Annotated in this window: 19 protein-coding genes and 3 tRNA genes; 11 read left to right on the top strand and 11 right to left on the bottom strand. The window is 67.3% G+C overall.

Features of this window, described 5'->3' with window-relative positions; genetic code table 11:
* Window positions 1-156 precede the first annotated feature (156 nt).
* The 3 genes from AC5P5X_RS13400 to AC5P5X_RS13390 are packed head-to-tail and all read left to right on the top strand — an operon-like array spanning window position 157 to window position 4,792.
* A complete protein-coding gene (locus AC5P5X_RS13400; RefSeq protein WP_111189009.1) occupies window positions 157-1,401 on the top strand; it encodes an efflux RND transporter periplasmic adaptor subunit in 1,245 nt (414 codons plus the stop codon).
* On the top strand, window positions 1,398-3,356 hold the full coding sequence (locus AC5P5X_RS13395) for a MacB family efflux pump subunit (RefSeq protein ID WP_111189010.1): 1,959 nt from the start codon (window positions 1,398-1,400) through the stop codon (window positions 3,354-3,356). The genes AC5P5X_RS13400 and AC5P5X_RS13395 overlap by 4 nt, the downstream gene beginning before the upstream one ends.
* Window positions 3,353-4,792 carry an efflux transporter outer membrane subunit gene (locus AC5P5X_RS13390; protein ID WP_111189011.1) on the top strand — a complete coding sequence of 480 codons (1,440 nt, stop codon included), beginning with the start codon at window positions 3,353-3,355 and terminating at the stop codon, window positions 4,790-4,792. The genes AC5P5X_RS13395 and AC5P5X_RS13390 overlap by 4 nt, the downstream gene beginning before the upstream one ends.
* Before the next feature lie 127 nt (window positions 4,793-4,919).
* On the opposite strand, the gene rlmB is transcribed toward AC5P5X_RS13390, so the two are convergent.
* The 3 genes from rlmB to rnr form a co-directional block, all read right to left on the bottom strand.
* A complete protein-coding gene (gene rlmB, locus AC5P5X_RS13385; protein ID WP_005408775.1) occupies window positions 4,920-5,663 on the bottom strand; it encodes a 23S rRNA (guanosine(2251)-2'-O)-methyltransferase RlmB in 744 nt (247 codons plus the stop codon).
* A 151-nt stretch (window positions 5,664-5,814) separates the two neighbouring features.
* On the bottom strand, window positions 5,815-6,297 hold the full coding sequence (locus AC5P5X_RS13380) for a GFA family protein (RefSeq protein WP_005408774.1): 483 nt from the start codon (window positions 6,295-6,297) through the stop codon (window positions 5,815-5,817).
* A 94-nt stretch (window positions 6,298-6,391) separates the two neighbouring features.
* Window positions 6,392-8,851 carry a ribonuclease R gene (gene rnr, locus AC5P5X_RS13375; protein WP_088429629.1) on the bottom strand — a complete coding sequence of 820 codons (2,460 nt, stop codon included), beginning with the start codon at window positions 8,849-8,851 and terminating at the stop codon, window positions 6,392-6,394.
* 128 nt (window positions 8,852-8,979) lie between these two features.
* Between rnr and AC5P5X_RS13370 the strand changes: the two genes are divergently transcribed.
* Together AC5P5X_RS13370 and AC5P5X_RS13365 are read left to right on the top strand one after the other, a co-directional pair.
* A tRNA-Leu gene (locus AC5P5X_RS13370) sits at window positions 8,980-9,064 on the top strand.
* Window positions 9,065-9,269: 205 nt separating this feature from the next.
* Window positions 9,270-9,354: transfer RNA gene (locus tag AC5P5X_RS13365), tRNA-Leu, on the top strand.
* Between the two features lie 56 nt (window positions 9,355-9,410).
* Here AC5P5X_RS13365 and AC5P5X_RS13360 read toward each other — a convergent pair.
* Window positions 9,411-10,157 carry a sulfite exporter TauE/SafE family protein gene (locus AC5P5X_RS13360; RefSeq protein WP_033834104.1) on the bottom strand — a complete coding sequence of 249 codons (747 nt, stop codon included), beginning with the start codon at window positions 10,155-10,157 and terminating at the stop codon, window positions 9,411-9,413.
* A gap of 99 nt (window positions 10,158-10,256) precedes the next feature.
* On the opposite strand from AC5P5X_RS13360, the gene AC5P5X_RS13355 reads away from it, so the two are divergent.
* The 3 genes from AC5P5X_RS13355 to AC5P5X_RS13345 all read left to right on the top strand — a co-directional run bounded on the left by AC5P5X_RS13355 (window position 10,257) and on the right by AC5P5X_RS13345 (window position 11,894).
* Complete coding sequence (locus AC5P5X_RS13355) at window positions 10,257-11,156, top strand: LysR family transcriptional regulator (RefSeq protein ID WP_111189012.1); 900 nt, start codon at window positions 10,257-10,259, stop codon at window positions 11,154-11,156.
* A 50-nt stretch (window positions 11,157-11,206) separates the two neighbouring features.
* Window positions 11,207-11,291: transfer RNA gene (locus AC5P5X_RS13350), tRNA-Leu, on the top strand.
* Between the two features lie 324 nt (window positions 11,292-11,615).
* Entirely contained in the window at window positions 11,616-11,894 is a 279-nt protein-coding gene (locus AC5P5X_RS13345; RefSeq protein ID WP_111189013.1) for a hypothetical protein, read from the top strand.
* Window positions 11,895-12,005: 111 nt separating this feature from the next.
* Here the strand turns inward: AC5P5X_RS13345 and emrB are convergent, their stop codons facing one another.
* Genes emrB through emrR form a run of 4 tightly spaced genes read right to left on the bottom strand, consistent with a single transcriptional unit; the run spans window position 12,006 to window position 16,726 of the window.
* Window positions 12,006-13,592 (bottom strand): multidrug efflux MFS transporter permease subunit EmrB, encoded by a 1,587-nt coding sequence (gene emrB / locus AC5P5X_RS13340; RefSeq protein WP_032966542.1) that lies wholly within the window; start codon window positions 13,590-13,592, stop codon window positions 12,006-12,008.
* 7 nt (window positions 13,593-13,599) lie between these two features.
* Window positions 13,600-14,781, bottom strand: coding sequence for a multidrug efflux MFS transporter periplasmic adaptor subunit EmrA (emrA, locus tag AC5P5X_RS13335; RefSeq protein ID WP_005408768.1), 1,182 nt, complete (start codon window positions 14,779-14,781; stop codon window positions 13,600-13,602).
* A gap of 11 nt (window positions 14,782-14,792) precedes the next feature.
* Complete coding sequence (gene emrC / locus AC5P5X_RS13330) at window positions 14,793-16,286, bottom strand: multidrug efflux transporter outer membrane subunit EmrC (protein WP_495215996.1); 1,494 nt, start codon at window positions 16,284-16,286, stop codon at window positions 14,793-14,795.
* Complete coding sequence (gene emrR, locus AC5P5X_RS13325; RefSeq protein ID WP_005408766.1) at window positions 16,283-16,726, bottom strand: multidrug efflux system transcriptional regulator EmrR; 444 nt, start codon at window positions 16,724-16,726, stop codon at window positions 16,283-16,285. Before emrR ends, emrC begins: the two co-directional genes overlap by 4 nt.
* A 172-nt stretch (window positions 16,727-16,898) precedes the next feature.
* On the opposite strand from emrR, the gene AC5P5X_RS13320 reads away from it, so the two are divergent.
* Both AC5P5X_RS13320 and parC read left to right on the top strand, forming a co-directional pair.
* Entirely contained in the window at window positions 16,899-17,780 is an 882-nt protein-coding gene (locus AC5P5X_RS13320) for a helix-turn-helix domain-containing protein (protein WP_005408765.1), read from the top strand.
* 59 nt (window positions 17,781-17,839) lie between these two features.
* Window positions 17,840-20,083: a DNA topoisomerase IV subunit A gene (gene parC / locus AC5P5X_RS13315; RefSeq protein WP_005408764.1), complete on the top strand. Its 2,244-nt coding sequence runs from the start codon at window positions 17,840-17,842 to the stop codon at window positions 20,081-20,083.
* 463 nt (window positions 20,084-20,546) lie between these two features.
* Here the strand turns inward: parC and bfr are convergent, their stop codons facing one another.
* Window positions 20,547-21,035: a bacterioferritin gene (gene bfr, locus AC5P5X_RS13310; protein WP_005408763.1), complete on the bottom strand. Its 489-nt coding sequence runs from the start codon at window positions 21,033-21,035 to the stop codon at window positions 20,547-20,549.
* A gap of 123 nt (window positions 21,036-21,158) precedes the next feature.
* On the opposite strand from bfr, the gene AC5P5X_RS13305 reads away from it, so the two are divergent.
* Window positions 21,159-23,486 carry a penicillin acylase family protein gene (locus tag AC5P5X_RS13305; protein ID WP_111117840.1) on the top strand — a complete coding sequence of 776 codons (2,328 nt, stop codon included), beginning with the start codon at window positions 21,159-21,161 and terminating at the stop codon, window positions 23,484-23,486.
* An 82-nt stretch (window positions 23,487-23,568) separates the two neighbouring features.
* On the opposite strand, the gene AC5P5X_RS13300 is transcribed toward AC5P5X_RS13305, so the two are convergent.
* Both AC5P5X_RS13300 and asnB read right to left on the bottom strand, forming a co-directional pair.
* Entirely contained in the window at window positions 23,569-24,957 is a 1,389-nt protein-coding gene (locus tag AC5P5X_RS13300; protein ID WP_043034867.1) for a cation:proton antiporter domain-containing protein, read from the bottom strand.
* Between the two features lie 99 nt (window positions 24,958-25,056).
* The gene (gene asnB, locus AC5P5X_RS13295) at window positions 25,057-26,748 is read right to left on the bottom strand and encodes an asparagine synthase B (protein WP_108270484.1); all 1,692 of its coding nucleotides are present in this window, start codon (window positions 26,746-26,748) and stop codon (window positions 25,057-25,059) included.
* Window positions 26,749-26,828 lie beyond the last annotated feature (80 nt).

Here is a 26,828-nt window from a genome sequence, read left to right as displayed (position 1 = left end):
TACCAGTGTATCCAGCCATGAGCGGGATACCTGTGGTTACGCGTATTCACCGACAGTGTTACATAGAGACATACCCCGAGGATTGAGCCGCCTGTCGCCCGGTCTTCACAATGCCCACCAACGCCGCCGCCGCGGCCCCGAGAGTGAAGCCACGACGTGACGTTCCGCCTGTTGCCCGCGACCCGCCGTGGTCGCCTGATACTGATCGCCCTGCTCGCCCTCATCGTGGCCGTCGCCGCCTGGTGGCTGCTGCGCAAACCCGCCGCCCCGGCGGTGGCGACCACGCCGGTCAGCCGCGGCGACATCGAGCAGACCGTGGAAGCCACCGGCGTGATCGACGCCTACAAGCTGGTCAGCGTCGGCGCGCAGGCCTCGGGCCAGATCAAGTCGCTGAAGGTACAGCTGGGCGATACCGTGAAGGAAGGCGACCTGATCGCCGAGATCGATGCCACCACCCAACAGAACCAGGTGCTCAACGCGCAGGCTTCGCTGGACCAGGTCACCGCCCAGCGCGCCGTTCAGCAGGCCACCCTGCGCCAGGCCGAACTGGAGTTCGCGCGCCAGCAGCAGATGCTGGCGGCCGAGGCCACCTCGCGTCAGGAATACGATGCCGCCGAAGCACAGCTGAAAACTGCCCGTGCCCAGCTGCAGTCCTACGAGGCGCAGATCAAGGGCCGCCAGACCGAGCTGGGCACCGCCCGCGCCAACCTGGCCTACACCCGCATCACCGCGCCGATGGATGGCACCGTGGTGGCGGTGGTGGCCGAGGAAGGCCGCACCGTGAATGCCAACCAGACCGCGCCCACCATCGTGATGCTGGCGCGGCTGGACGTGGTCACGGTCAACGCCGAGATCTCCGAGGCCGACGTGGTCAAGATCAAGGCCGGCATGCCGGTGTACTTCACCACCCTGGGTGACCCCGACCGCAAGTACCACGCCACGCTGCGCCAGATCAATCCGGCGCCGGCCTCGATCGCCAACGAGAACTCGTCCAGCTCCAGCAGTTCGTCCAGCTCCAGTTCCAGCAGCGCGGTCTACTACAACGCGCTGTTCGACGTGGAAAACCCGGACGGCACCCTGCGCATCGACATGACCGCGCAGGTCTCGGTACTGCTGAAGCAGGCCAAGGACGTGCTGATGGTGCCGGCGGTGGCGCTGGGACCGAAGCGCCGCGGCGACGAGCGCATGGTGCGGGTGCTGGACGACAAGGGCCAGCCGCAACCGCGCAAGGTCACCGTGGGCATCAACAACGGCGCCTCGGCCGAAATCCTGTCCGGGCTGAAGGAAGGCGAACGCGTGGTGGTGGGCGAAGCCGGTGCGGCCGGTGCCAGCGCCGGCGACGGCAACCGCGGCGGCATGCAGATGCGGGTCGGCGGCCCGGGCATGGGTCCGCGCCGATGAGCACGAAGGCGCCGCTGCTGCGCCTGCGCGACCTGCGGCGCGAATTCCCGGCAGGCGATGATGTGATCGCCGTCCTGCGCGACGTCAACCTGGATATCCACGCCGGCGAGATGGTGGCGATCGTCGGCCAGTCCGGCTCGGGCAAGTCGACGCTGATGAACATCCTCGGCTGCCTCGATCGCCCTACCCGCGGCAGCTACCAGGTGGCCGGCCGCGAAACCGGCAGGATGGCGCCGGATGAACTGGCCGAACTGCGCCGCGAGCATTTCGGCTTCATCTTCCAGCGCTACCACCTGCTGGGCGACCTGGATGCGCGCGGCAACGTGGAGGTACCGGCCGTGTATGCCGGCAGCCCGGGCGCAGTGCGCAACGCGCGTGCCGAGCAGCTGCTGCAGCGGCTGGGCCTGGGCGACCGCATGCACCACAAGCCGGGCCAGCTGTCCGGTGGCCAGCAGCAGCGCGTGTCGATCGCACGTGCGCTGATGAACGGCGGCGAGGTGATCCTGGCCGACGAACCGACCGGCGCGCTCGACACGAAATCCGGCGAGGAAGTGATGGCGATCCTCGGCGAGCTGCACGCCGAAGGCCACGCCATCATCATCGTCACCCACGACATGAGCGTGGCCGAACACGCGCAGCGCATCATCGAAATCCGCGATGGCGAGATCATCGCCGACCGCACCAATCCCAACGCACCGACCTACCGCGCGCAGCGCGAGGCCAGCACCGGCGTGGCCCGCGGCAACAGCTGGCGGGCGGCCCGTGACCGCTTCACCGAAGCGTTCCGCATGGCCCTGCTGGCGATGAACGCACATCGGCTGCGCACCTTCCTGACCATGCTCGGCATCATCATCGGCATCGCCTCGGTGGTCTCGGTGGTGGCGCTGGGCAATGGCTCGCAGCAGCAGATCCTGCAGAACATCAGCGCGCTCGGCACCAACACCATCGACGTCTATCCCGGCCGTGGTTTCGGCGACATGCGCTCGGCGCGGGTACAGACGCTCAAGGCCAGCGATGCCGATGCACTGGCAAAGCAGAGCTACGTGGACAGCGCCACCCCCAGCGTGTCGACCTCGGTCACCGCGCGTTACCGCAACCAGTCCTCCACCGCCCAGGTCAGTGGCGTCGGCGAGCAGTTCTTCCGGGTCAAGGGCGTGACCCTGCTCAGCGGCAGCTTCTTCGATACCGACGCGGTGAAGGGCCTCGGCCAGGTGGCGGTGATCGACGAGAACACCCAGACCCAGTTCTTCCCCGATGTCGATCCGGTCGGCCAGGTGATCCTGCTCGGCAACGTACCGGCACGCGTGGTCGGCGTGGCCAAGCGCCAGAGCTTCGGCTTTGGTGGCAGCACCAGCCTCAGCGTGTGGGTGCCCTACACCACGGTGATGTCGCGCATGCTCGGCCAGAGCCACGTTTCCAGCATCACCGTGCGCGTGGACGACGACACGCCGATGGATGCGGCGCAGGAAGCGATCACCCGCCTGCTGACCCTGCGCCACGGCACCGAGGACTTCTTCCTCAGCAACAGCGCCGAGATCCGCCAGACCATCGAGCAGACCACGCGCACGATGACCCTGCTGATCGGCGCCATCGCCGCCATCGCGCTGCTGGTCGGCGGCATCGGCGTGATGAACATCATGCTGGTCTCGGTCACCGAGCGCACCCGCGAAATCGGCGTGCGCATGGCGGTGGGGGCACGGCAGAGTGACATCCGCCAGCAGTTCCTGATCGAAGCGGTGCTGGTGTGCCTGCTCGGTGGTCTGCTCGGCATCGGCCTGGCCCTGCTGCTGGGCTCGATGATCGGCCGCTTCGCCAGTGACTTCCAGGTGCTGTTCTCCACCGCCTCGATCGTTGCCGCGTTCGCCTGCTCGACCCTGATCGGCGTTGCATTCGGCTTCCTGCCCGCGCGCAACGCCGCGCAGCTGGACCCGGTGGAGGCCCTGGCCCGCGAATGAAGATGATGACCCGACTGCCCTTCCCTGCTCCCTCGCGCCTGCTGCTGGTGGGCGCTGTTCTGCTTGCCCTCTCAGGCTGTGCCTCGGTGGGCCGCTACCCGGTGCAGGCCCCCGACGTGGCGGCCAGCTACGGCCGTGGCGATGCCACCCTCAACGCACCGGCCGACGATCCGCGCAGCAGCCTGGATACACCGGGCCGCGACATCCGCCAGGACAGCTGGTGGACGGGCTTCGGCGATGAACGACTGAACCGCCTGGTGGCGCAGGCGCTGGCCGCCAACAGCGATCTGGCCGCCGCTGGCCTGGCCGTGCAGCGGTCGCGCCTGCAGGCCGGCCTGGCCAGCAACGCGCTGTGGCCGCAGCCGTCGTCGTCTGGCGTGAGTGGCAGCGCCAGCCGCGCCACCGACCAGGCCGATGACTGGCGCCGCAGCTATTCCACCGGCGTCTCGCTGGGCTGGGAGGTCGATCTGTGGGGCCGTCTGCGCACCCAGCGCGACATCGCCCGCTGGGAAGCCGAGGCCAGCGAGGAAGACCGGCAGAACACCGCGCTGCTGGTGATCGGCGACACCATCACCCAGTACTGGAACCTGGCCTATCTCAACCAGTCCATCGCCACCGGCCAGGCCAACCTGGAGCGGCTGGAGCGCACCCGCGACCTGGTGCAGGCCCGCTTCGACGCTGGTGCGGTATCGCGCCTGGAAGTGCGCCAGGCGCTGCAGAACCTGCAGTCGCAGCGTTCGTCGCAGAGCGCGCTGGAACAGCAGCGGGTGGAGGTGCGCAATGCACTGACCGTGCTGCTGGACGGCACGCCCTGGCCGCAGCAGGACGAACCGCAGGACCTGCTGGGCGCACGCAGCCCCGGGATCAATGAAGGCCTGCCGGCCGACCTGCTCGGCCGCCGTCCCGACCTGCGCGCGGCCGAACTTCGCCTGCGCAACAGCCTGAAGACCATCAAGGTGACCGCTACCCAGTACTACCCGGCGCTGAGCCTGACCGGCAGCCTCGGCTCCAGTGCAACGTCGCTGGGTGACGTGCTGCGCAACCCGGTGGCCACGCTGGGCGCCGGCCTGTCGCTGCCGTTCCTCAACCTGCAGCGCGCGCAGCTGGATACCGACATCGCCGGCACCAGCTATCAGATCGCCGCGACCAATTTCCGCAAGACGCTGTACACCGCGCTGTCGGAAGTGGACAACGCGCTGTCGGCACGCGAGCAGCTGGCGCGCCAGGTGGCGGCCTCGCAGGCTTCGTATGACGAAGCAGTGGAAGTGGAGCGCGCGCAGGAAGTGCGCTACCGCGTAGGTGCCACCGACCTGCGCACCTGGCTGGAGGCCCAGCAGACCAGGCGTGATGCCGAGCTGTCGCTGGCGCGCGTGCGCCAGGGCCAGCTGAACAACGACGTCACCCTGTTCAAGGCACTGGGCGGCAGCGCGGGGTGAGGCGGCAAGAGCGCCAACCCAGGTTGGCGACTACCCGGTGGGTGTCGACCTTAGTCGACACGGCAACGACCCGGTAGGTGTCGACCTTGGTCGACACGGCACATGGAAAAGGGATCCGACCTCGAAATCAACCGCGCTGGCGCACGGCCTCGAACAGGCTGACGCCGGCGGCAACGGAAACGTTCAGGCTCTCGATCTCGCCCGGCATCGGGATCTTGACCAGGCCATCGCAGTTCTCGCGGGTCAGGCGGCGCAGGCCATCGGCCTCGCCACCCAGCACCAGGGCAATGTTGCCCTTCAGGTCCAGCTGGTACAGTGACGCAGTGGCTTCGCCGGCCAGGCCGTAGATCCACACGCCCTGCTTCTGCAGGTCCTTCAGGCAGCGCGACAGGTTGGTCACCGCCACCACCGGGATCAGATCGGCGGCACCGGCCGAGGTCTTGCGCACGGTCGCGTTCACCGTGGCCGACTTGTCCTTGGGGATGATCACGGCAGTGGCGCCTGCGGCAGCCGCCGAGCGCAGGCAAGCGCCAAGGTTGTGCGGGTCCTGCACTTCGTCCAGCACCAGCAGCAGGGCCTTGCCCTCGGCTGCGGTGACCAGGCCCTCCAGCTCGTTCTCGCTGTAGGTGCGGGCGGCGGCATAGCGCGCGGCCACGCCCTGGTGGCGTACCGAACCGCCGACACCGTCCAGCGCCTGGCTGTTCACCTTGCGCACGTCGATGCCCTTGCGGCGGGCGTTTTCCTCGATCTCGGTCAGGCGCGGGTTCTTCGCACCGGCCTCGACCAGCACTTCGCGGACGTTCTCGGCGTCGTTCTCGATGGAGGAGGCGACGGCGTTGACGCCGACGATCCACTGGCTGTTCTTGCTCATGCGGGCGGGGACCGGAAAGGGGGTGGCTATGGTAGAGCATCGGCGGGCCGGGCGCTGCGGCGGCGCCCCTGTTGAGCCGAGCCTGCGCTCGCTGCCGGGCTGAGGCCGCGGCGACCTGCCAGCCGAGCCTGGGCTCGGCGCTACAGGGGCGTTACCGGCTGCGCGGCGGCCAGTGCGGCGTGTCGTGGTCCGGGTGCTGATGGGACACGATGGTGGCCAGGAACTCCAGCGCCGCGATGTCTTCCTCGGTACGACGGGCCGGCAGGCTGGCCAGCGTATCGACGAACGGCAGCTTGCGCTCGACCCCGTACTGGATCGTCGGCGGCAGGCGCTCGGGTTCGTCAAAGGCGCCGGCCGCCACCGCCACGCCGTCCGGCGCCTCGTAGCTCAGCGGCGTGCCGCAGTCGGCACAGAAGCCCCGGCGCACCACGTTGGAGGACTGGAAATAGCGCGGCTGGCCACGGGTCCAGCTGAACTGCACGCCGCGCACCGACACCAGCGGTGCGTAGTAGGCACCGAAGGCCTTCTGGCACATCCGGCAATGACAGATCGAACTGTCGGTCAGCGCGCCACGCACCTGGAAGCGGATCGCGCCGCACTGGCAGCCGCCGCTGTATTCGGGTTGGCCCTGCATGCGATGTCTCCTGGTAGTGCCGGCCGCTGGCCGGCAACCCGTCGGTGCCGAGGGTGCCATGGATGCCGGCCAGCGGCCGGCACTACCACGGTCATCAGTATTTCTCTTTCTTCCGCTTGGCCGGCTTGCCACGCTCGGGCAGCGGCGGCAGGCCATCGCCTTCGTCCTCGCCCTTGTGTTCGACCAGGCGGAAGTCGATCTTGCGCTCTTCCATGCTGGCCTTCAGCACCAGGATCCGCACGCGGTCGCCCAGACGGTAACTGCTGCCGCGGCGTTCGCCCGTCAGCGTCTTGCGCGTGGCGTCGAACTTGTAATAGTCCTGCGGCAGCTGGGTCACGTGCACCAGGCCCTGCACCTTCGACTCGTCCAGTTCCACGAACAGGCCGAAGCTGGTCACGCCGCTGATCACGCCATCGAACTGGCCACCCACGTGCTTTTCCATCCACGCCGCGCGGTAACGCTCGTCGACCTCGCGCTCGGCTTCATCGGCACGGCGCTCGCGCTCGGAGCACTGCAGCGCCAGCGCAGCCATTTCGCGCGCGTTGTAGGTGAACTTGTCCAGCGGCTTGCCGGACAGCGCGTGCTTGATCGCGCGGTGCACCAGCAGGTCGGGGTAACGGCGGATCGGCGAGGTGAAGTGCGCGTACGCCTCCAGTGCCAGACCGAAATGACCGTGGTTTTCCGGGCTGTAGATCGCCAGGCTCTGGCTGCGCAGCAGCACCGATTCCAGCAGCGTGGCATCGGGGCGGTCGCGGATCTTCTTCAGCAGCTTGGTGTAATCGCCCGGGCGCACCTTCGACCACGGCGGCAGGCTCAGCTTGAACTCCTTGAGGAATTCCAGCAGGTCGGCGTACTTGGTTTCCGGCGGCTTCTCGTGGATGCGGTACGGGGCCGGCACATGGCGCGACAGCAGGTACTTCGCCGCCTCCACATTGGCCGCGATCATGCATTCCTCGATCAGCTTGTGCGCGTCGTTGCGCACCAGCATGCCCGCCTGGGTCACTTCACCGCGGTTGTCCAGCACGAAGCGCACTTCGCTGCTTTCGAACTCGATGGCGCCACGCTTGGCACGCGCCTTGGACAGGACCTTGTACAGCTGGTGCAGGCGCTGCACCTGCGGCAGCAGGTCACCCATCCAGGCCTTGGTATCGGCATCGTCCTCGCCCACCGCCTTCCACACCTGGGTGTAGGTCAGGCGCGCATGCGAGTTCATCACCGCTTCGTAGAAGCGCGAATGCGTGACCAGGCCGTCGCGGTCGATCTGCATGTCGCAGACGAAGCACATGCGGTCGACCTTCGGCATCAGCGAACAGATGCCGTTGGACAGCGTCTCCGGCAGCATAGGCACCACGAAGCCCGGGAAGTACACCGAGGTGGCACGCTTCTGCGCCTCTTCGTCCAGTGGCGTGCCGGGCCGGACGTAGTTGGAGACATCGGCAATCGCCACCACCAGCCGGAAGCCATCGGCATTCGGCTCGCAGTACACCGCGTCGTCGAAGTCCTTGGCATCCTCGCCATCGATGGTGACCAGCGGCATGCTGCGCAGGTCCACGCGGTCGCCGATCATCGCCGGCTCAACCACCAGCGGCACCGAGGCGGCTTCGTCCAGCACTTCCTGCGGGAACTCGAATGGCAGTTCATGGCCGTGGATGGCGGTCTCCACCACCAGCGAAGCGGTCAGCTTGTCGCCGAGCACGGCGATGATGCGGCCGATCGGCGGGCGACGGCTGTCCGGCGCCTGGGTCAGTTCGCAGACCACCAACTGGCCGTCGCGCGCACCACCGGTCTGGTCCGGCGGCACCTGCACGTTGCGCTGCACGCGCTTGTCGTCGGGCACCACGTAGTTGATGCCCATCTCGATGCTGAAGCGACCGATCAGGCGGGTCATGCCGCGCTCCAGCACGCGGGCGATGCTGCCTTCGCGGCGGCCACGGTGGTCGATGCCGGTCACGCGGGCCAGCACCTTGTCGCCGTGCATGACCTTGCGCATTTCATACGGCGGCAGGAACAGGTCGTCGCCGCCCTCGACCGGGCGCAGGAAGCCGAACCCCTCCGGGTTGGCGATCACCACGCCGGTGACCAGGTTCAGGGTCTGGATCGGGGCGAAGCCGCCGCGGCGGTTCTGCACCAGCTGGCCGTCGCGGACCATGGCGCCGAGCCGGCGCGACAGTGCTTCGGCACGGTCCGGTGCGGTCAGGCCCAGGCGTGCGCCCAGTTCCTCTGCCGTCTGCGGCCCTTCGCAACGCTCCAGCAGGGCCAGGATGGCTTCGCGGCTGGCGATGGGCTGTTCGTACTTCTCTGCTTCGCGGGCGGCATAGGGATCGTCGATCACCTTGCCGGTCGGCGGCAACTTGCGGCCCGGGGCCGGGCCCGGTGCGTCGCTGCTGCGGACCTTGCGGCCACGCGGCGGTGTGCCGCCTTCATTCAATTCGGGGAACCAGCCCGGCAACGGCTTGCCCGGCTTGGTGGTGCGGGCCGTGCCCGCCTTGGCGCCCTTCTTCGGGGCCTGGCCGCGGGAGGTGCTCCCGCCCTTGCTTGGTTTTTTGGTAGTCATCGCCCTACATGGTAGCCGTTGACGGCGTGCAGAACGGGTCAGTGGCCGTCTTGAAGGCCTTGCGTGAAAAATATTCAGGAAGTCGTTGACAACCTGCGGATTCATCTTCACAATTGCGCCTCTGGAACGCCCAGGTGGCGGAATTGGTAGACGCACTAGTTTCAGGTACTAGCGGGTAAAACCGTGGAGGTTCGAGTCCTCTCCTGGGCACCAACGAAAAAACTCCTCGCTTCGGCGGGGATTTTTTTTGCCTGCAATCCAGCAACGGGGCCGAATTCCTTTCCGAAGGAAAGCGCTCCGACCCCAAGCGAGTGAGATGGGGTCAGCGCCCGCTCCGCACGCGAAACGGGATCCGACACCGGATCCAGAAAAAGTGTTGACACCCCCGTAACAACACCCCATAATCTCGCTCCTCGACGCCCAGGTGGCGGAATTGGTAGACGCACTAGTTTCAGGTACTAGCGGGTAAAACCGTGGAGGTTCGAGTCCTCTCCTGGGCACCACGTCGAGAATGAGAAAAACCCGCGAGAGCGGGTTTTTTCATGCCCGGAATCCGGCATCAGAGCAGCGGCCGCAGCACCAGTTCCAGCCCGAGCAGCAGCAGGAAACCCAGGAAGCAGCCCCGGAACACCCGCGCACTGATGCGCTGCCGGATCACCTGCCCCAGCCACATGCCCAGCAATGCCGGCAGCACCGCCAGCGCACTCAGCCCCAGCTGCTGGATGCCGAATGCGCCGTGCAGCACCAGGCCGGCGGTCAGCGAAATCGTTGACACCGTGAACGCCAGCCCCAGCGCCTGCACCAGCTCCTCGCGCTGCAACCCCAGCGACTGCAGGTACGGCACCGCCGGCATCACGAACACGCCGGTGGCGCCGGTCACCACGCCCGACAACGCCCCCACCAGCGGCCCCAGCCAACGCTCGCGCCGCTGCTGCACGCGGAACACCGGCGCAAGCAACGCATAGGCGGCATAGACCACCAATGCCACGCCCAGCGCAACGCGCGACCAAGTGCGATCGACCCGCACCAGCAGCGCCGCCGAGCCCAGCGTCACCACCACCACGGCCAGCATCATCGGCCACAGGCGCCGCACGATACGGTCCAGTGACGGCCCGGACAACAGCTGCCACGCATTGGTGACGAAAGTGGGAATGAACAGCATCGACGCTGCCGCCACCGGCGACAGCGTGCTGCCCAGCAGCCCCATCGCCACCGTCGGCAACCCCATGCCAGTCACACCCTTGACCACACCGGCCAGCACGAACACCGCCACCAGCAGCACGTAGAAGTACATCGATTCATTCATGCCTTCATTGGATCGGCCGGCCGCTCGGCGCACAATGCGGTGTTTCCGGCCTTGCCCTCGGCTGATCCGAAGGCGCAGCCGTTGCGATGAGGGCATCACATGCGGATGGATATCGCCGACCTGCGCCTGTTCCTGGCGATTGCCGAGGCGGGCAGCATCACGGCCGGCGCAGCGCAGGCAAACCTGGCACTGGCGTCGGCCAGCGAACGCCTGCGCACGATCGAAGCCGATGCCGGCACCGCGTTGGTGAACCGGCACCCCCGCGGCGTCAGCCTGACCGAAGCCGGCGCCGCACTCGCCCACCATGCACGATTGATCCTGCAGCAGCAGGCGCAGCTGCGCGGTGAACTGCAGGCGTTCGCGCACGGCGCGCGCGGCACACTGCATCTGTATGCCAACACCGCAGCACTGACCAACTACCTGCCTTCGCGGCTGGCACCGTGGCTGGCCGAACGCCCGCGCCTGCACGTGGAATTGCTGGAGCGCACCAGCCCCGAAGTCGTGCGTGCGATCAACGCTGGCCAGGCCGAAGCCGGCATCATCAGTGATGCGGTCGACGCTGCCGGCCTGCAGCAGCACGTGGTCGCCGAAGATCCACTGGTGATGCTGCTGCCCGCGGAACACCGCTTCGCATCGCGGCGCAGCGTGGCCTTCGCCGATGTTGCCGGCGAGACCTTCGTCGCGCTGGCCGACGGCAATGCACTGCAGGCCTACATCGAAGACCAGGCACGCGACATCGGGCGACGCCTGGACGTACGCATCCGCATGAAGACCTTCGAAGGCGTGTGCATCATGGTCGGCCACGGCATTGGTCTCGGCATCGTGCCGCGCACCATCGCCCGCCAGCATCGACGCAATACCCGTACTGTTGCGGTCCCGCTTGCAGATGCGTGGGCACAGCGCCGCCTGTGCGCCTGTTTCGCCGGATGGGCGCAGCTGTCACCGGCGATGCGCAGCCTGCTGCTTCATCTGGGCGTGCAGCCGCAGAAAAATGTGTGAAATGTTGTTGACACTCTCTCTGCCGTCCCGCACAATTCATCCCCTGAGTCGCCCAGGTGGCGGAATTGGTAGACGCACTAGTTTCAGGTACTAGCGGGTAAAACCGTGGAGGTTCGAGTCCTCTCCTGGGCACCACGACTCAAGATGATCAAACCCGCGAAAGCGGGTTTTTTCGTTTCCGGGGTTTGGCGATCCTGGCATCGCAACCGCCACTCGGACTGTCGTATCTCGCACCGTCCGGGCGTCGTCTGCGGGTGCATACCTCCTCCCGGCGCGTCGTCACCAGACCTTGAACGGCCCCCTTTTGGGGCGCATTTCACGTTCCCCGTTCAATTCGTACTTTTCCTAGTCGAGATCCACCCGATTCCTTTTCGGTGGGAGGCAGATTTGCGGGAGCCGGTTGCAGGTGTATCGCCACGACCTGACCAGCGCCCCTCCTCTCCCCAAAAGGACGCACCAATGCAGCGCAGCATCATCTGCCCACACTGCCATACCGGCTCGAACCACGGCGTAAGCGTATGCGTGGGATGCCAGGCCGAGGTCCACTACGGCGCATCAAAGGAGGCCGTAATGCTTGTCTTTGTCGCCGCCATCATCTGCGGCGCACTTGTCGGCAGCCGACTTCAGGCCACTGCCGGCTGGCTCGCATGCGGCGCCTTACTTGTGGCGGGGATCTGGGCCATTTCCCGATTGTCTTCCGACCGGGTGGTGTTCAAACGCGTCTATCGCACGCGCTGAACCTGCGCCGTTGCACCACCCCGAGGGCAATGCCCGCGCGACCAGCGTCGCCCCAACAAAAACCCCGCCTCGCGGCGGGGTCAAAATACAGCACGGTGTTTCCAGGGAGTTTCAGTGTCCACCACCGGCGGCTGCACCCGCACCTGCGCCGAATGGCGGCTTGGCCAGCCACAGGAACGTGATGATCGCCAGGAAGATCCAGCCCAGCAGGAAGAAGATGTCGTTGAAGCCCATCTGCGATGCCTGATGGTTGATCATGTTGTTCAGTACCGCTGCGCCGTGCTGCAGGTCGCCCTGCCCCATCGCCGCCACTTGGTCCTGCATGCCCGGCTGATAGGCCGAGATATGCTCGGTCAGGTCGGCATGGTGCACCTGGGTGCGCCGCGCCCACAGCCACGTCGTCAGTGACGCCGCGAAGCTGCCACCCAGCGTACGCAGGAACGTGGCCAGGCCGGAGCCCGCCGCGATCTCGCGCCCATCCAGGTCCGACAGCAGGATCTGCAGCACCGGCATGAAGAACAGCGCGACGCCGATGCCCATGATCAGCTGTACGCCGGCCACGTGCATGTAGTCCACCTGCAGGTTGAAGTTCGAACGCAGGAAGCTGGTCATCGACAACACGATGAACGCGACCGTGGCCAGCATGCGCATATCGAAGCGCGACGCATACTTGCCCACGAACGGGGTCATGATCACCGGCAGGATGCCGATCGGCGCCGTCGCCAGGCCCGCCCAGATCGCGGTGTAGCCCATGTCACGCTGCAGCCACTGCGGGATCAGCAGCGCCACGCTGAAGAACGCCGCGTAGGCCACCACCATCGCCAGCGTACCGGCGCGGAAGTTGCGGTGCCGGAACAGCTTCAGGTCAACGATCGGATCCTTGTCGGTCAGCTCCCAGATCAGGAACACCGTCAGCGTCACCACCGCTACGCAGGCCAGCACCACGATCTTCATCGACGAGAACCAGTCCTCGTCGTTGCCCAGGTCGAGGACCAGCTGAAGCGCACCGACGCCGATCACCAAGGTGACCAGGCCGACGTAGTCCATCTTCGGCTTCTCGATCTGCTCCGGTCGCCCCTTCAGCTGGTTGCCGACCACCAGCGCAGCGAAGATGCCCAGCGGCACGTTGATCAGGAAGATCCACTCCCAGCTGTAGTTGTCGGTGATCCAGCCACCAAGGATCGGGCCACAGATCGGCGCAACCACCGTGATCATCGCCAGCAGTGCCAATGCCTGCCCGCGTTTCTCGCGCGGATAGATCGAGACCAGCAGCGACTGCGTGATCGGGTACATCGGGCCGGCAACGAACCCCTGCAGCGCACGCGACAGCACCAGCATGCCCATGCTCTGCGCCAGGCCGCACAGCAGCGAGGTGATGACGAAGGCCAGCGTGGCCCAGACGAACAGCTTGCGTTCGCCGAAGCGGCGGCTGAGCCAGCCGGTCAGCGGCAGCGCGATGGCCGTGCTGACCGCGAACGAGGTGATGACCCAGGTCGCCTGCTGCGAACTGGCGCCGAGATTGCCGGCGATGGTCGGCAGCGAGACGTTGGCGATGGTGGTGTCGAGCACCTGCATGAACGAGGCCATCGCCAGGCCCACGGTGCACAGTGCGACGCTGGGCGGCAGGAACCCGGAGGCCGCACCCGGCGCCGCCGGTGCGCCCGGAGCGCCGGGCGCGGCTGGAGCTTGTGCGGACATGGCGACCTCAGCCCACCTTCGCCTGCTGCTGCGGCAGGTTGCCCTGGATGATCGTGTGGATCACCTCGTCGGCATCATGCAGCTGCTTGGCATACACGTCGGTGTCGAACACCGTGCCCTTGGCCGGAGTGCTCGGCAGCACTTCACCCTTCTGGTCGCGCAGGCTCACTTCAGCCTTCATCGACAGGCCGATGCGCAGCGGGTGTTCGGCCAGCTGCTTGGCATCGATGGCGATGCGCACCGGCACGCGCTGCACGATCTTGATCCAGTTGCCGCTGGCGTTCTGCGCCGGCAGCAGCGAGAACGCGGAGCCGGTGCCCAGGCCAAGGCTCTGGATGCGGCCCTTGTACTTCACGTCACCGGCGTACAGGTCCGACTTCAGTTCCACTTCCTGGCCCAGGCGCATGTGGCGCAGCTGGGTTTCCTTGAAGTTGGCCTCGACCCACATCTGCTCGGTCGGCACCACGGCCATCAGGGCATTGCCCGGCTGCACGCGCTGGCCGACCTGCACCGAACGCCGGGCGACGTAGCCGGTGACCGGCGCGACGATGCCGGCGCGGGCGTTGTTGAGGAAGGCCTGGCGCAGCTGCGCGGCAGCCGCCTGCACGTCCGGCTGGGTGGCGATCACGGTGTCGTCGACCAGCGCGCGGTTGCGCTCGACGGTCTCGCGCGAGCCGGCCACGGCCGCTTCGGCGGCAGCCAGCTCGTCACGGGCGTGGGCCAGTTCTTCGTTGGAAATGGCGCCGGTGGCGGCCAGGTCCTTGCGGCGGGCGAAGTCTTCGCGCACGCGCTTCAGGGTCACCTGGCGGGCGTTCAAGTCCGCTTGGGCGCCTTCCACGCTGCGGTACAGACCGCGGGTCTGGCGCACCGTCTTGGCCAGGTTGGCTTCGGCCTGCTGCAGTGCCACCGCGGTGTCGGACGGGTCCAGCTGCACCAGCAGCTGGCCGCGCTCCACGCGCATGCCGTCATCGGCGTTGATGGCGACCACGGTACCGGCCACCAGCGGGGTGATCTGCACCTGGTTGCCCTGCACGTAGGCATCGTCGGTCTCTTCGAACCAACGGCCGAACATGAAGTACCACAGCGCCAGTGCGGCAAGCAGCAGCACGACGATCACGAACAGGCCGCGCAGCAGGTTGCCGCGGCGGTTGGGGGCGGCCGGGGCCGCGGTGTCTTGGGTCTGGCTCATGGCGGACGTCTTCAGGAATGCGAGGAATCGGAATGGGAGGCGATCGGTGCGCGGTCGGCGTCAGCGGACTGGAAACCACCGCCCAGCGCCTTGCTCAGGCGCACCGAGGACTGCACCTGCTGCGACTGCAGGCCGGCCAGCTGCTGCTGCGACTGCAGCAGGGTGGACTGCGCGGTCAGCACGTCCAGGTAGCTGCCGATGCCGGCGCGGTAACGCTGCTGGGCCAGGTCGAAGGCCGAGCGTGCGGTATCCACCGCCTGCTGCTGCGAGTGCGCCTGCTGCGCCAGCGAGCGCACCGCGTTGACCTGGTCGGCGACGTCGCGCAGTGCGTCGAGCACGGCCTGGTTGTAGTTGGCCACCGCCAGGTCGTACTGCGCATCGGTGTTGGCCAGGTTGGCGCGCAGCTTGCCGCCTTCGAAGATCGGCAGGCTCAGCGCCGGGCCGATGTAGGCGAAGGTGGAGCTGCTCTTCAGCAGGTCGCCCACGTTCGGGGCGACCACGCCGGCCAGCGCGGTCAGGTTGAAGCTCGGGTAGAACCTGGTCTTGGCAACCTTGATCTGCTTGTCGGCCGCTTCAACGCGCCAGCGTGCGGCAACGATGTCGGGGCGACGGCCCAGCAGTTCGCTGGGCAGCACGCCCGGCAGCTGCAGCGCCACCGGGTTCAGCGGCTGCGGGCGCTGGATCGACAGGCCACGGTCCGGGCCCTTGCCGACCAGCGCGGCCAGTGCGGTGCGGGCCGCGTCGATCCGCTGCTGTGCGGCCTGCACCTGCTGCTGCGCGGCCGGTACGCGGGCCTCGGCCTGGCGCACCTGCAGATCGCTGTCGATGCCGGCGCGGCGGCGCTGGCGGGTCAGTTCCAGCGACTTCTGCGAACGGGCCAGCTCTTCCTCGGCCACATCGTTGAGCTGCCAGGCGTAGGCCAGGTCGGCATAGGCCTGGGTGATGCCGGTGGACAGGTTCAGGCGTGCGGCCTGGGCCTCGACGGTGGCCGCATGCGCGCCGTCCACGGCCGCTTCCCAAGCGGCGCGCTTGCCGCCCCACAGGTCCACGCCATAGCTGAAGTCGAAGGCGACCTGGCTGCTGCCGGCGTAATGGCCACCGATCTCGCTGCCTGCCATCGACTCAGGCAGGCGCAGCCCGGTATATCCACCGGACACCGACAGGCTGGGCAGCTCATCGGCGCGTGCGGTGCCGACCTGGGCCTGGGCCTGGCGCAGGCGCGCGTCGGCGGCGTCCAGGCTCGGGTGGCCGGCCAGGCCCTCGGCGACCAGCGCGTCCAGCTGCGCATCGCCCAGCGCCTTCCACCAGTCCTGCGCCGGGAAGCCGGTGGCGCTGAGGTCGGTGTCGGCCAGGGTGCGTTCGCTGTGCAGACTGTCCACGTCAAGCACGTGGCCCTGCGGGTTGAGACCACGACTGCTGGCGCAGGCGGCCAGGGCCAGGGCCAGCGCTGACACCAGCAGCGCGCGCCCGGACCGGCGGAGAGTGGAATGCGGGATCGGGTTCATGGGGTCGTCAGGGAATCGCGGATTCGGGTAAGGAGGGACAGCAGCAGCGTGCGCTCGTCGGCGGAAAGATCACGCAGGGCGTAATCCATCACCGCGTCGCCACGCAGCTTCAACCGCGCCCACAATGCGCGGCCTTCATCGGTCAGCACGATCTGCAGCGCACGCCGGTCCTGCGCATGCGGTTCGCGGCGGACGCAGCCCAGTGCCTCGAGCTTGTCCAGCAGGCGGGTGACTGCGCTGGGTACCTGGTCGATGGCCTGGGCCAGTTCGTTGGCCGTGCACGGGGCCATGTGCGAGAGCACCTTCAACCCGATGTAGTGGGTGAAGCCGATACCCAGGTCTTCTTCAGCCATGGACGCGTCGAGTTGCCGGACCAGGCCGTCGCGCACCTGGCGCAGCAGCAGGCCGAAACTGGGGGGAGTGGTTGCAGGACAGATCATGGGGGAGCATTCTCTTCCAAAAAAAATATTTCTCAATGGAAATATTCGATCTGGCATCGAATGCTGTGTTGCAGCAGTGGGCTGGATCAATGAAGGCGCCTACCTTAATGATCTGGTCAGGTGGCCCGGTAGTACAATTCAGCCAATGGATGACACATTTCAGCCAGCGGACATGATGAACAAGGCAGAAATTCCCGCTCCCAAGCGCCTGCTCAGGGACGACGCACTGGATTGGTTCGAGCGCAACGATGGCCCACCGGTGGTCGCTTTCCGCTTCGACAGCCCGCAGGGGCTGGTCCGGGAAGTGGACTGGCACCACCACCAGCGCGCCCAGCTGATCTGTGTCGAGCGTGGCCTGCTGACCACCCGCACCTCGCACGGGACGTGGTCGCTGGCGCCGGGCTCGGCCGGCTGGATGCCGCCGCTGGAGCCGCATACGGTGACCCTGGACGGTCCGCTGCGCGGCTGGGGCATGGCGCTGGCCGCGCCGGCCTGCGCCACCCTGCCCGCCGATCCCTGCGTACTGGGCCTGTCCAAGCTGGCGCAGGCGCTGGCCGACCGCATCTGCGAATGGCCGCTGGGCTATGACACCACGCCCGAGCGCCAGCACATCATCGAGGTGCTGCTGGACGAGATCCGCACCGCGCCGCGCCAGCGCATGCACCTGCCGATGCCGCACGACCGGCGCCTGCTGAAGATCGCCTCGCAGCTGCTGGCCGACCCGTCCGACGAGCGCAGCCTGGCCGAATGGGCGCATTGGGCCGGCCTGTCGCCGCGCAGCCTGACCCGTCACTTCCGCGACGAGACCACGCTCAGCTTCGCCCAGTGGCGGCAACAGGCCCGCCTGTCCGAAGCCCTGCGCCAGCTGACCGATGGCCGCAGCGTGGCCGACATCGCCCATGCACTGGGCTTCAGCAGCGCCAGTGCCTTCGTCACCGTGTTCCGCCGCCACTTCGGGCTGCCACCGGGGCGCTATCTGGCGCGGGCCGGGCATGGCCTCGAAACCGGGCTGGACCCTGCACGTGGCTTGGCATCCCCCGCCGCATCCGGATAATCACAGGATTGCGAGCGGCGACCGCCGTCGCCGCCTCCCGACATAGGTAACAACGCCGCATGACCGAACTTGCCCGCCCCGTGTTCCACGGATTCGAACAACTGCCGCTGCGCGAGTACGCCGAACGCGCCTACCTCGACTACTCGATGTACGTGGTCCTGGACCGCGCCCTGCCGTTCATCGGCGACGGCCTGAAGCCGGTGCAGCGCCGCATCATCTATTCGATGAGCGAGCTGGGCCTGAATGCCGCGTCCAAGCCGAAGAAGTCCGCGCGCACCGTCGGTGACGTCATCGGTAAGTACCACCCGCACGGCGACAGCGCGTGCTACGAGGCGCTGGTGCTGATGGCGCAGCCGTTCTCGTACCGCTACCCGCTGATCGAGGGCCAGGGCAACTTCGGCTCCAGCGATGACCCGAAGTCGTTCGCGGCGATGCGTTACACCGAATCCAAGCTGACCCCGATCGCCGAAGTACTGCTGGGCGAACTGGGCCAGGGCACCACCGACTGGGCACCGAACTTCGACGGCACCCTGCAGGAACCGACCTGGATGCCAGCGCGGCTGCCGCACCTGCTGCTGAACGGCACCACCGGCATCGCCGTGGGCATGGCCACCGACGTGCCGCCGCACAATCTCAACGAGATCGTCAGCGCACTGCTGCACCTGCTGGACAACCCCGATGCGACCGTGCGCGACCTGTGCGAGCACGTGCAGGGCCCGGACTACCCGTCCAGCGCCGAGATCATCACCGCCGCCAACGATCTGCGGAACATCTACGAGACCGGCAACGGCAGCGTGCGTGCGCGTGCGACCTTCAACAAGGAAGCCAACAACATCGTGGTGACGGCGCTGCCGTTCCAGGTGTCGCCGTCGAAGGTGATCGAGCAGATCGCCGCGCAGATGCGCGCCAAGAAGCTGCCGTGGCTGGAAGACATCCGCGACGAATCCGACCACGCCAACCCGGTGCGCGTGGTGCTGGTGCCACGTTCCAACCGCGTTGACGCCGACCAGCTGATGGGCCACCTGTTCGCGACAACGGACCTGGAGCGCAGCTACCGCGTCAACCTCAACGTGATCGGGCTGGACGGCCGTCCGCAGGTGAAGAACCTGAAGATGCTGCTCAGCGAATGGCTGACCTTCCGCAGCAACACCGTCACCCGCCGCCTGCAGCACCGCCTGCAGAAGGTCGAGCGCCGCCTGCACCTGCTGGAAGGCCTGCTGGTCGCCTTCCTCAACCTGGACGAGGTGATCCACATCATCCGTACCGAGGACGAACCGAAGGCGGCGCTGATCGCGCGCTTCGGCCTGTCCGAGGAACAGGCCGAGTACATCCTGGAAACCAAGCTGAAGCAGCTGGCCCGCCTGGAAGAGATGAAGATCCGCGGCGAGCAGGACGAGCTGGCCAAGGAACGCGAGAAGATCCTCGGCATCCTCGACAGCAAGGCCAAGCTGAAGAAGCTGATCCGCGACGAACTGACGGCCGACGCCAAGAAGTTCGGCGACGCGCGCCGTTCGCCGCTGGTGCAGCGCCAGGCCGCGCAGGCCATCGACGAGACCGAGCTGGTGCCGAGCGAGCCGATGACCGTGGTGCTGTCGGAAAAGGGCTGGATCCGTGCCGCCAAGGGCCATGACGTCGATGCGTCCGCCCTCTCCTACCGCGACGGTGATGCCCTGCAGGGCGCGGTGCGTGCGCGCAGCACCCAGCAGGTCGCGTTCCTCGACAGCGAGGGCCGCGCCTACTCGACGCCGGTGCACACCCTGCCCTCCGCGCGTGGCAACGGTGAGCCGCTGACCGGCCGCTTCTCGCCGGCAGCGGGTACCAGCTTCGTGACCCTGGCCAGTGCCGAGCCGGATGCCCGCTTCGTGCTGGCCTCCAGCCATGGCTACGGCTTCGTCACCCGCTTCGAGAACCTGATCGGTCGCAACAAGGCCGGCAAGGCGATGCTGAACCTGTCGTCCGGCTCGTCGGTGCTCACCCCGTCGATGGTCGCCAACGTGGCCACCGACCGCATCGTGGCAGTGACCAGTTCCGGCAACCTGCTGGCGATCGCCGCCAACGACCTGCCGGAACTGGACAAGGGCAAGGGCAACAAGATCATCGAGATCCCGAAGGCCAAGCTCGCCACTGAACGCGTGGTCGCCATCGTGGCGATCAGCCCGGGGCAGACCCTGCAGGTGCGCAGCGGCCAGCGCACGATGGGGCTGAAGTTCAACGAGCTCGACGCCTACCTCGGCGCCCGCGCCACCCGCGGCCACCTGCTGCCGCGCGGCTGGCAGAAGGTGGAAGGGCTGTCGGTGGAATAAGGGCTGGGCCCTGCCCCTGGCGGGTGTCAACCTTGGTTGAGGTGGGTGTCAACCTTGGTTGACACGCATTACCCCGGCAAACGCCAACCTCGGTTGGCGTTTTCGATCCCAATGGGGTCAGAGCCGTTTTCGTTGAAAACGGATCCGACCCCGGACACGAAAAAGCCGGGGCATTCCCCGGCTTTTTCGTTGTCGGCTGGCGGGCGATGGAGCAGCTGGCTGGCGAAGGCTGGCTGGCGGTGCTCCGGTGCTGGCGGGCGACAGAACGCTGTGCTGCTGGTAGAGCCGACCGCTGGTCGGCTGCTCTTTTGCTCCTGGTAGAGCCGACTGTCAGTCGGCTGCTCCTTTGCTCCTGGTAGAGCCGACTGTTAGTCGGCTGCTCTGCCGAAAGGCAGCCGACTAACAGTCGGCTCTACCGGGTTGGCTCTACCGGGTCGGCTCTACCGAAAAGAGCGACGTCGGCTCAGTGCGCCGGGGCGCCGTTGCCGTCGATCTTGCTCAGCTGGTACAGCTCCAGGCCGATGCGCTTGATCAGGCCCAGCTGCTGCTCCAGCCACCAGGCGTGGTCTTCCTCGGTGTCCTTCAGCTGGGCCAGCAGGATGTCGCGGCTCACGTAGTCACCCTTCTCCTCGCACAGCTTCATGCCGGCGGCGAGATTGTTCCGAACCGCGTATTCAGTGTCGAGATCCTTCTGCAGCATCTCTTCCACGGTCTTGCCCGGCTCGGTGGCGTGGGGGCGCATGTCCGGGTCGCCGCCCAGGAACAGGATCCGGCGCAGCAGCGCATCGGCGTGCTGGGTTTCCTCTTCCATCTCGTGGTTCAGGCGTTCGTACAGCGCGAACAGGCCCTGGTCCTCGTAGCGGCGGGAATGGATGAAGTACTGGTCGCGGGCAGCAAGCTCGCCGCGCAGCAGTTCCTTCAGGCAGGCGATGACGTCCGGGTTGCCTTTCATGGGGGGCTCCTGTGAATCGATGCGGCATAGGGTGCCGCATTTCAAAATACGGTGATCTAATCGGAATCAGTCGCAGTTGCGCCTGCGGCTACAATCGGCCCACGAGTTCGGAAAGGACGTGCGATGCGACGTACATGGCGTTGGGTGCTGGGCGTGTTGGTCGCCATCGTGCTGGTCACCGCACTGGTCCTGTGGCTGCTGCTGCGCGGCAGCCTGGCCGACCTGGACGGCGAGCATGCGCTGCCGGGCCTGGCCAGGCCGGTCACCATCGAGCGCGATGCGCTGGGCGTGGTCACCATCACCGCCACCAGCCAGGCCGACGCGATGCGCGCATTGGGCCGCGTGCATGCGCAGGAACGCTATTTCGAGATGGACCTGATGCGCCGTAGCGCCGCCGGCGAACTGTCCGCACTGTTTGGCCCGAAGGCGATCGATGCCGACAAGCGCATGCGCGTGCATCGGCTGCGCGCGCGCACCGAGGCGAACATGCAGGCTGCGCTGGGCGACAACGTCGAAGCCGTGAGCGCCTATGTCGGCGGGGTCAATGAGGGCCTGGCCGGCCTCTCCGTGCGGCCATGGGCCTACCTGCTGCTGCGGCAGTCGCCGCAACCGTGGCAGGCCAGCGACAGCGTGCTGACCGGGCTGGCCATGTATGCCGACCTGCAGGACCCCGGCAACCAGACCGAGCTTGCACTGAGCCGCATCCGCGCAGTGGTGCCGCCGGCGCTGTACGCATTGATCGCCCACGACGGCACCGAATGGGATGCACCGCTGTTCGGCGAACCCACCGGCAACGCTGCCCTGCCCGATGCCAGCCAGCTGGATCTGCGCACATTGCACGCGAAACCGGGCACCGAGCAGGAAGAGGCCGATGTCATCGGCAGCAACAACTTCGCCGTGGCCGGCGCGCTCACCGCCGACGGTCGCGCGATCGTCGCCGACGACATGCATCTCGGCCTGCGCGCGCCGGGTCTGTGGTTCCGCGTGCGCCTGCGCTACCCCGACCCGCAGGCCGCGGGCGGACAGGTTGACGTCACCGGCTTCTCGCTGCCCGGCCTGCCAGCGGTGATCGTCGGCAGCAACGGCCACGTCGCCTGGGGCTTCACCAACAGTTACACAGACACCGCCGATTACCGCACTGAACCAGCCAACGCCGCAGTGACCGTGCATGAAGAGCGGATTGCGGTGGCCGGCCAGGCCGACGTGCTGTTCCCAGTGCACGAAACCGACTGGGGGCCGATCCTGCACACGCATGCCGATGGCAGCGGCGACGCGCTGCGCTGGGTCGCCCACCTGCCCGGCGCGGTGCGCCTGGACTTCGGTGACCTGGCCCGCGCCGGTGACCTGGACAGTGCCCTGCAATTCGCCGACCACGCCGGCATCCCCGCACAGAACCTGGTGGTCGGCGACCGCAGCGGACGCATCGCCTGGCGCCTGATCGGCGCCCGCCCCGACCGCGGTCCGGGCTGTGCACCGGCCGGCTTCACCGCCGCCAACAACCACGACTGCGCCCCCTGGCCGATCCGCAGCGACGCCTCGCCGGCATTGATCGATCCCCCCACCCATCGCCTGTGGACCGCCAACGGTCGCGTCCTCGACGGCGAGGCGCTGGCCACCGTCGGCAACGGCGGTTACGACCTGGGGGCTCGTGCGCGGCAGATCCGCGATCTGCTCGCCATCCAGGACCGTTTCGACGAGCACGATCTGCTGGCGATCCAGCTCGACGATCGCGCGGTGTTCCTGCAGCGCTGGTGGGCCCTGCTGCACGACGTCATCGAGCGCAGTGACGACCCTGCACTGAAGCGTTTGAAGGAAGTCAGCCATCAATGGGGCGGTCGTGCCGCGGCCAGTTCGGTCAGCTACCGGGTAGTACGTGAATTCCGCACCCAGGTGATGGAGACGTTGTCCGATGCACTGCTGGCACCGGCCAATGCGCAGCTGGGTGATGACTACCTCGACCCACGACTGGCGCAGCTGGAAGGCGTGGCCTGGCCGATGCTGCAACAGCGTCCGGCCCATCTGCTGCCACCGGCCTTCGACAGCTGGGATGCGCTGCTGATCGACGCGGCACGCCGTACCGAGAGCGAGCTGGCCAAGCAGGGACCGCTGTCCAAACGCACCTGGGGCGAACGCAACACTGCGGCGATCTGCCACCCCATCGCACAGGCGCTGCCGGGCATCGCCAAGCGCTGGCTGTGCATGCCCGCCGACCAGCTGCCCGGCGACCGTGACATGCCACGCGTGCAGACGCCGAACTTCGGTGCTTCCGAGCGCATGGTGGTCTCGCCCGGCCACGAGGCCGACGGCATCGTGCACATGCCGGGCGGCCAGAGCGGCCATCCACTGTCACCCTACTGGGGCGCCGGCCACGAGGACTGGGTGCATGGACGGCCGACGCCCTTCCTGCCCGGCAAGGCAAAGCACGTGATGACACTGGTGCCGGCGCGGTAGTGCCGGCCATTGGCCGGCATCGATGCAGGTGTGTCCAGCATCATGAGGTTGCCGGCCAGCGGCCGGCACCACCGTTCAACGCTCAAGCCCTGCGACGCTCGATCAGATTCAGCAGCGGCCCGGTCATCGCCGTGGTCACCAGCGCCATGACCACCAGCACCGCGAACAGGCGGTCGCCGAGCAGGCCCAGCTCGTAACCCAGGTTGAGCACGATCAGCTCCATCAGGCCACGGGTGTTCATCAACGCGCCCAACCGCCACGCCTCGCGCGTGGGCATGCCGGCACTGCGTGCAGCACTGAAGGTGCCCAGCAGCTTGCCGGCCGTGGCCACCACGATCACCACCCCGCACAACACGATGTCGCTGGCCTGCAGCGCATCGGCACGCATGCGCAGGCCGGTCATGGCGAAGAACAACGGCAGCAGCAGGGTCACCGCAAACGGTTCGACGCGGGCCATCAACAGGTCGCGCAGCTGCGCGTTGGACGATACCGCGACGCCCGCCGCGAAGGCACCGAACAGCGCGTGGATGCCCAGCATTTCGGTGATCAGGGCACTACCCAGCGACAGCAGCAGGATGCCGAGCAGCCAGCGCCCCTCACGGCCCGGCGCGATCTGCTGGCGGGCAAACCACGGCTTCACCAGCCCCAGCATCAGCGCCACGAAGGCGACCACGCACAGCAGGTTGAGGCTGGCCGGCAGCCATCCACTGGCCTGTGCAGCCGCCACGATCAGTGCCAGCAGGCACCATGCGGTGGCATCGCCCAATGCCGCGCAGGCGATGGCGGTCTGCCCCAGCGACGTCTGCGCGATGCCGCGGTCGGCAAGGATGCGCAGCAGCACCGGGAACGCGGTGATGCTCATCGAGATGCCGACGAAAAGTGCGAAGGCAGTGAAGCCCACGCCCTGCGGGCCGTGCTGCGGATACAGCCAGATCGCCAACGCGACGCCGAGCACGAACGGCACCGCGATGCCGGCATGGCTGACCGTGAAGGCGAAACGCCGGCGGCCGCGCAGTGCCGCCAGGTCCAGCTCGGCACCGGCCACCAGCAGGAACATCAGCACGCCCAGCTGGCTGAGCATGCCCAGCGGGCCCAGCGAACTGGCCGGGAACAGCGCACCATGCAACTGCGGCAGCAGGCTGCCGAGCACCAGCGGGCCCATCATCAGGCCGGCCGCCATCTCGCCAATCACCGCCGGCTGGCCCAGCCGCTTCAGCAATGCACCGGCGCCCTTGGCTACCAGCAACAGCACCAGCAGCTGCAGCAGGAAGAGGCCCAGCGGTGACGCCAGATGCTGCGCCCAGCTGCCTTCGGCAGCAACCGTGGCACGGGCGACCATCTCGGGCGCCGCCGGCCCGGCATACCGCGCCAGCAGCACGCCGGCCAGCAACGGCACCCCGGCCCACGCCAGATAACGCCATCCCCATTTCGTGGGCGGCGCGTTGCCGCCTGCCTGTACGTCCATGAACATTCCCCAATGCGCAGGGGGCGATCATACAAAAAGGGGACGGAGGGGATTAAGTCGTTTGTGCCACTTACGACTTAATCCCCTCCGTCCCCTTTTTGGGGCTTAGGCCAGTGCCTGCTCGTGCACGCCGGCGATCGCGCGGCCCGAGGGGTCTGCAGCTGCGGCGAAGCTGGCGTCCCAGGCGATCGCCGCCGGCGACGAACAGGCGATCGACTTGCCGCCCGGCACGGTCTCGGCGGCCGCGCGGCTCGGGAAGAACTGCTCGAACAGGTGGCGGTAGTAGTACGCCTCCTTGGTCTGCGGCGGGTTGTGCGGGAAGCGCTTGTCGGCCGCCGCCAGCACGCGGTCACTCACCTGCGCCTCGGCATGCGCCTTCAGGCCGTCGATCCATCCATAGCCGACGCCATCGCTGAACTGCTCCTTCTGACGCCACAGGATGCTGTCCGGCAGGTAGCCGTCGAATGCCTCGCGCAGCACCGCCTTCTCGATGCGACGGCCACCGAAGCCGGCACCGACCATCTTGTGCGCAGCATCGAAGCGCATCGCCACGTCGAGGAATTCGCGGTCCAGGAACGGCACGCGTGGCTCCACGCCCCAGGCCATCATCGACTTGTTGGCACGCAGGCAGTCGTAGTTGTGCAGCGCGTCGAGCTTGCGCACCAGCTCCTCGTGGAATTCACGCGCATCCGGTGCCTTGTGGAAATACAGGTAGCCACCAAAGATCTCATCGCTGCCCTCGCCGGAGAGCACCATCTTCACCCCCATCGCCTTGATCCGCCGCGCCAGCAGGAACATCGGCGTGGAGGCGCGGATGGTGGTGACGTCGTAGGTTTCGATGTGGCGGATCACTTCCGGCAGCGCATCGAGGCCTTCCTCGAAGGTGTATTCGAAGCCGTGATGCACGGTGCCCAGCGCTTCGGCAGCAATGGCAGCGGCAGCCAGATCGGGCGAGCCCTTCAAGCCGATCGCGAACGAATGCAGGCGCGGCCACCAGGCTTCGGTCTGCCCGCCATCCTCGATGCGGCGACGTGCATAGCGCGCGGCTACCGCCGCCACCAGCGACGAGTCCAGGCCACCGGACAGCAGCACGCCGTACGGCACGTCGCTCATCAACTGGCGTTCCACCGCGTGCTCGAAGGCCTGGCGCAGTTCGGCCAGATCGGCCTGGCGACCCTGCACGTCGGCATAGTCACGCCACGGTTGCTGGTAGTAGCGCACCAGTTCACCGCTGGCACTGTCGAAATAGTGGCCCGGCGGGAACTGCGCGACATCGGCACAGGTATCGACCAGCGCCTTCATTTCCGAGGCCACGCGCAAGCGCCCCTGGGCGTCGTGGCCCCAGTACAGCGGCACCACACCGACCGGGTCGCGCGCCACCAGCACGCGTCCACTGTCACGGTCCCACAGCGCGAAGGCGAAGATGCCGTTGAGCTGTTCCAGCCACTGCGCCGGCGCGCCGCCCTGGCGGTACAGCGCGTTGATCACCTCGCAGTCCGAGCCGGTCTGGAAGTCGTAGGGGGTGGTCAGCGCCGCCTTCAACGCCTGGTGGTTGTAGATCTCGCCGTTCACCGCCAGCGCCAGCTGGCCATCGGCCGACAGCAGCGGTTGCGAACCACCGGCCGGATCGACGATGGCCAGCCGTTCATGGACCAGCAGCGCACCTTCGTCGAGGTACACGCCGCTCCAGTCCGGGCCACGGTGGCGCTGGCGTTGCGACAGTTCCAGCGCGTGGCGGCGCAGGGTGGGAAGATCGTCACCGGCCTGCAGGCCGAAGATTCCGAAGATCGAACACATGGGGGAGCTCCTGTTGGGGAATTTCACGGGTGGGAAGGTGTTCGACCGGCCATCCAGGCCCGGGCAGGCTGCGCCCGGGC

Source organism: Stenotrophomonas sp. YJH_SMC_91, from assembly GCF_059368495.1.
The sequence above is the reverse complement of the archived record's forward strand: the minus strand, read 5'-3'. Positions and strand labels throughout refer to the sequence as shown.